This window comes from uncultured Sulfuricurvum sp., from assembly GCF_937936435.1.
In the GTDB taxonomy this organism is placed as follows: Bacteria; Campylobacterota; Campylobacteria; order Campylobacterales; family Sulfurimonadaceae; genus Sulfuricurvum.
Map to the genome: position 1 here is coordinate 1 of NZ_CALDDG010000016.1, position 6185 is coordinate 6185.

The 6185-nt window shown below is 46.9% G+C and carries 5 protein-coding genes; 2 read left to right on the forward strand and 3 right to left on the reverse strand.

The genetic code is table 11. The annotated features are described in order from the left end of the window. Positions 1-1254: GGDEF domain-containing protein (locus Q0389_RS01975; RefSeq protein WP_298691094.1), on the forward strand; the 1254-nt coding region annotated here is incomplete at its 5' end. Here Q0389_RS01975 and Q0389_RS01980 read toward each other — a convergent pair. The 3 genes from Q0389_RS01980 to thiC all read right to left on the reverse strand — a co-directional run bounded on the left by Q0389_RS01980 (position 1251) and on the right by thiC (position 5719). Continuing rightward, positions 1251-3044: a GGDEF domain-containing protein gene (locus Q0389_RS01980; RefSeq protein WP_298691096.1), complete on the reverse strand. Its 1794-nt coding sequence runs from the start codon at positions 3042-3044 to the stop codon at positions 1251-1253. The genes Q0389_RS01975 and Q0389_RS01980 overlap by 4 nt on opposite strands. 103 nt (positions 3045-3147) lie before the next feature. Further along, positions 3148-4320 carry an Mrp/NBP35 family ATP-binding protein gene (locus Q0389_RS01985; protein WP_298691098.1) on the reverse strand — a complete coding sequence of 391 codons (1173 nt, stop codon included), beginning with the start codon at positions 4318-4320 and terminating at the stop codon, positions 3148-3150. A 22-nt stretch (positions 4321-4342) separates the two neighbouring features. Continuing rightward, positions 4343-5719, reverse strand: coding sequence for a phosphomethylpyrimidine synthase ThiC (thiC, locus tag Q0389_RS01990; RefSeq protein ID WP_298691099.1), 1377 nt, complete (start codon positions 5717-5719; stop codon positions 4343-4345). Positions 5720-5938: 219 nt separating this feature from the next. On the opposite strand from thiC, the gene Q0389_RS01995 reads away from it, so the two are divergent. After that, positions 5939-6185: 2-C-methyl-D-erythritol 4-phosphate cytidylyltransferase (locus Q0389_RS01995; protein WP_298691101.1), on the forward strand; the 247-nt coding region annotated here is incomplete at its 3' end.

The window sequence follows — 6185 nt, forward strand, 5'->3', positions numbered from 1 at the left end:
AACCACTATTTCAAACCGTATATGCGCTTGTTCGAAAACCTTCAGAACGGTATCAAACGGGCCAGAACCGGAGATTTTTCATTCCGCTTTACCACGTCGTTGAAAAACGCGGGCAGCGAAGTAGCCGATCAAATGAATACCCTTTTCCAAAAGATGGAAGAGACTTTCGGCGGAATCAAACACAACCTCAATACGTTTGCCTCCAGTTCCAACATCTCCTGCAGCGATCCTCTCAGTATGGCGGGGATCATTATCCAAGAACTCTCCGATGTTTATAAATTCAAGAAAACCATCGAACTCGACGGCAGCAAAGATGCCATTTACGCCCGTTTCGTTTATGTCATTGCGGAAAAATTCGGTTTTAAACATTTCGCCCTATATGAAGTCGACAAAATCTCTAAAGAGCGAAAACTCATCCATATTTCCGACGGCAAAAGCTTTTGTTTGCCGATCGCGGATGCCAATGCCATGGAGTGTCGTGCCTACCGTACGGCGAGTGACGTCTACTCGACCGACTTTCCGAATATTTGCAGCAACTGTGCCAATGAAATCCAGTATTCCTGTATTCCGTTTAACATCAATGATGATTTGGCACTCATCCTCTCGTATTCCGCAAAAGATGCCCATACGATTGAGATGATGAATCTCTCGCTTGCAAGTATCAAAAACTATTTTGAAGCGGCAAAAGCGGTCATAGAGAGCCGGACGCTAATGGATAAATTGCGAGATTCCTCTTTGCGTGACGGAGCTACACGCCTTTATAACCGCCGATTTTTGGAAGAATTCATCGATAAAAGTGCCGAGCAGGCTCTGCGTTCGCACATTACCTATGCGGTGTTGATGATCGATATCGATTATTTTAAAATGGTCAACGATACTTACGGACACGATTCGGGAGATATTGTCATCAAATCACTGGCCGAAATCTTACAAGAAAGTATCCGCAAGTCCGACCTTGCTATTCGCTACGGCGGTGAAGAGTTCGTCGTCTTGTTGCATAATACAACGCCGGAAGGGGCTATTAACGTAGCTGAAAAAATACGTACCCGTTTTCATGAGAAAAAATTCCGCTTCGGCAACGACACGGTCGAAAAAACCCTCAGTATCGGTATCGCACACTTCCCAACCCAAGCCGACTCGATCTGGAAAGTGATCAAATTCGCCGATATCGCTTTATACGAAGGGAAACACACGGGACGCAACCGCGTCGTAGCATTCGAAGAACGGATGTTTAACGGAGGGGACGAGTTTTAAATCAGCATCGTTTTCGGATCGTATTCCAAAACGATATTCCCTCCTTGATGTTTTGCCTCCAGCAACGCCCGCTTGGCAAACTCTATCCCCTCGATTACATCCGGTGTCTGTGTCGGGAATAAAGAGACGCCGATACTGACCGTTTTGAGGATAGCATAGGTATTGACTCGAATTTTCTTTTTAAACGATGCCCGGATCGCTTCCGCAACCGCTAACACCTCTTCACGTTCATAATCGTACAAAATGACGGCGAACGTATCGCCGCTATAGCGGACGAGAATGTCCCCTTTTCGAATCGCTTCTTGAATATTTCGGGCGATCGCTTTGATCACTTCATCCCCGATTTGATGGTCGTATGAGTGATTGATCACATTAAACTGATCCATATCGATCATTAAAATTCCGTACGGGATAATCGTCCGGGTCGATTGTGCCACAATAAGTTTGGATATCTCTTCAAGATAAATCCGGTTATAAAGCTGTGTCAGTGAATCTACGCGTACGGTTTGCTGCAATTTTTTGTTGATGATCTGCAAGCGTGATGCGTTGATGTAATTGCCCAGTTGCTCAAGCGCCGAACGGATATTTCCGATAGCCCGTGCATCATATGTGACCAAAGAGATGACAATATCCAAATCGTCTACGATCGGATAGCTGCGGCAAACGTAATGAACATCCGGATCGATCATTTTCGGACACGCAACTTCACATTGAGACGAATCGATAATACCGCTGAGACGATCGGCACGGCATCCGCTGAGCGCATCGCACAAGAGATTCTTCTCGCTATGGATAAGATGAGTCGTTTTGTCTCTAGGATTGACTTCCAAAATATTAAAATCACTCAATGTCCAACGCGTTCGCAAAAGGGCGATAATCCGCCCGTAAACTTCCTCGATACTCTGATCCTTTTCGATAGCCGTTCGAAAATGCTCTACCTCGTACAATTGATCGATCCCGCTTTTCAGCGTATAGAGTGGGTCACTGTTGATCTGATCGAGTTTGATGAGCGTTCCCATTTTTTTACCGCTTTCAGACAATGTCGAATGCAGTTTCTCCATCACTGCATTCGTCCACATGGCTGCATAATAGCCATCCGCACTCTCCGACTGCTCTATTCGATAGGTATAATCTCCCCCTTCGGCTTTTTCCATCGTTACGGCAACGGCATTTAAAGTCTCTTTATACGAAACGATAAAACGCCACACCATTTTTAAAAGATAATAGGTCAGCAGAATGAAAAATACGATTGCCGTCGATATGGCCAGTAACCCTGTCACTTTTAAATCATTAATATCGATCTCTAAAGAGACAGCCCCAAGCGTGTCCCCCGCTTTTGCATCATGACAGCTTAAGCAGTCGATTTTTCCCTTCTCCGTTGCGACATAAGGTACCGAAATACGGTAGAGGGTATCAGAGAAGAGTTTGCCGGAAACGTCGGTAACCGTTTTTCCTTCCCGTAGAACGGCACGGTCGATATCGTCACGGCTCTCTTGCAGATAGACACCCTTTCCGTATTGACGATTTAGAGCATCGGAGCGTACTACCCACGCATGTTTAACATTATCTAAGCTCTCGAGTTGTTTGAGAAGTTCATTCTGGTATTCGGCACTGCCGGTTATCATATGCGACGTGAGGGATTCTTGGATAATTTGTGTTGCTAGAAGGGCACGGCTTTCAGCCGATTGAAGCCCCATATATCTAAAGGTCGCGACCAAAATGGCGACAAAGAGTACCATCACTGCGATAATACTCATGATGAAGCTAAAAAATGTCTTTTCTTTTTTCATTATTATAACTTTTTATGTAAATGGATCGATTATACTGAAAAAAAGATTAGAATTGTTAGAAAAGGGGGAATTCTCCCTCCTAAGAGGAGAGAAAGAAACGGTTTTAGTGACAACCGCAGCCGGTGCCGCAACTGCCGCTGCTGGCAGGTGCTTCTTGTTTCGGCGCGGCGGCAGTAGAACATGCCGATACGCCAGGAGGGGTATTCGGTTGAATCGCCTGATTATCGACACCCCCCTCTTCGTTGATTTTCTCAATCGTTGCCCAAAGCGCTTCTGCCGCTTTCATATAACGCTTCGCCGTTTCAGAGGTCGGTGCATGATACGTCACCGGTTTTCCTTCGTCACCGCCGGTTCGTACCGCCGGCTCTATCGGAATCTCGGCAAGGATACAGGTCTCGAACTGATCCGCCATCGCTTTGGATGTCCCTTTGCCGAAGATATCGTATTCGACTCCGGTATCCGGAGCGATAAATCCCGACATGTTCTCAACGACACCCGCGATCGGAATATGAAGTTTTTTGAACATATCCAAGCTCCGTCGAGAATCATCCAACGATACCATCTGAGGAGTAGTTACGGTAACACCTGCCGTAACCGGAACGCTTTGAGCCAATGTCAACTGCGCGTCACCGGTTCCCGGAGGCATATCGATGACGAGACAATCCAGATCCGACCACATAATATCGCGTAAAAATTGCTCGATCGCTTTCATAATCATCGCTCCGCGCCAAATCAGCGACTGCCCCTCTTCCATCAATGAACCCATCGACATCACTTCGACGCCGTAAGCTTTCAACGGAAGGACTTTGTTACCGACAACTTCCGGTTTTTGACCGTCAAGCCCCATCATACGCGGAACATTAGGACCGTAAATATCGGCATCCAAAAGTCCTACTTTTTTCCCTTGCATCGCAAGTGCGATTGCGAGATTCACGGAAGTCGTCGATTTGCCGACTCCCCCTTTTCCCGAACTTACCATAATAAAGTTTTTGACTTGAGGAGCGATATTTTTTCCTCGTGATGAACTCTCTCTCGGCATTTTCGGAGCCGTAATGTTCACGATCACTTCACCGGCACCGGCACGTTTAAGTTCATCCGTCGCTTCTACCGTGATCTGGTGCGCCACTTCAGGAGCACTGGAGGTGATATCGACGGTTACATTGACGTTTGAACCTTCTACTTTGATCTCTTTGACGAATCCGAATGTCACGATGTCTTTCGTGAAACCGGGATAGGTCACTTTGGATAGCGCTGATTTTACAATTTCTTCAGTCATAAATTTATTCTCCTTGTGGTTTTTAGCTTGCGCTTTGTGTCTTGGCTTCTTCCGCAATCCACGCGATTGATTCCGGATTGTCCATAATCTGCTGCGTGATTTTATAGCTGCAGAATTTCGGTCCGCACATCGAACAAAACTCCGCCTCTTTGAAGACATCTTGCGGCAATGTCTCGTCATGGTATTCACGCGCACGTTCCGGATCGAGTGCCAGTTCGAACTGACGGTTCCAGTCAAACGCATACCGTGCATCGCTCATCGCATCGTCGATATCACGTGCCCCTTTGCGTCCCCGCGCAATATCTGCCGCATGCGCCGCAATTTTATAGGCGATAATCCCGGCACGAACATCTTCGGCATTCGGAAGTCCCAAATGCTCTTTCGGAGTGACATAACAGAGCATCGAGGCACCGTGCCATCCGCCGACCGCCGCACCGATCGCGGAGCTGATATGATCATACCCTGCAGCGATATCGGTTACCAACGGCCCAAGGATGTAAAACGGCGCTTCGTGACAGTATTCACGCTGAATCTTCATATTACGCTCGATCTGATTGAGCGGAACATGCCCCGGCCCTTCGATCATGACCTGAACATTTTTTTCCCAGGCACGAAGCGTCAATTCTCCGAGCACTTTAAGCTCGCCGAGCTGTGCTTCATCCGAAGCATCCGCCAGACATCCCGGACGAAGCGAATCGCCGAGAGAAAGGGAGACATCGTAACGGGCACAGATATCAAGAATCTCGTCGTACGCCGTGTAAAACGGGTTCTCTCGGTGGTAGTGCATCATCCATGCCGCCATCAGCGATCCGCCGCGGCTGACAATCCCCATCTTCCGTTTGGCGACTTTGGGCATCGTCTCCAGCAAAAATCCGGCGTGGATCGTGAAATAGCTCACCCCCTGCTGTGCTTGGCGTTCGAGCACTTCCAACATTTTTTCAATCGTCAGATCTTCGATTTTATTATTGACATCATGCAAAATCTGATAAATCGGTACCGTTCCGATCGGAATTTTGGAATTGGCGATCACCGCGCGGCGGATCTCATCCAAATCACCTCCGGTTGAAAGGTCCATCGCCGTATCGGCTTTATAATGCTGAGATACCTGTATTTTTTCGATTTCGCCCTGAACATCGGATGCAATAGCGGATGAGCCGATATTCGCATTGATTTTACAGCGTGCGGCAATCCCTATCGCCATCGGTTCGAGATTGGTATGATTGATATTGGCGGGGATGATCAAACGCCCGCGAGCCACCTCCGAACGAACCAGCTCGGGATCGAGTTCTTCTACTTTTGCGACATACGCCATCTCTTCGGTAATGATACCTTGCTTGGCATAATACATCTGAGTGCGGACGGTGTCGTTTTGTCTGTTGGCGACCCATGCGGTTCTCATAGTTACTCCTTAGTAATAGTTTGCAAAAGCTTTATTGGACTTATAAATAAGACCCCCTAAAAGGGTCGTATCTCTTTCAATCTAGATTAAAAGTTTCAAGAGGAATTAGGAAAACACTCGGCTAATCCCCTAGATATAGTCTATAATTTATCGCAAACAAGATAAAAAAAAGCTTTTTAAGTGTATAATTTCGTAACAGTTTGCAAAATAGGATACATTTTGTCTGATTTTACACTTGTGTTACTTGCAGCAGGTAACTCAACCCGTTTTAAAATACCGGTTAAAAAACAATGGCTACGAATCGGCCATGATCCGCTATGGTTTTATGTTACTAACCGTATCAAAGAATCTCTTCCCGATATTGCCGTCGTCCTCGCAGCCCATCCCGACGAAGTGCCGTTTATGTCCAGCATGTGCGATTTTACGGTCGTTTCCGGCGGAGAAACACGACAGCAATCACTGAAAA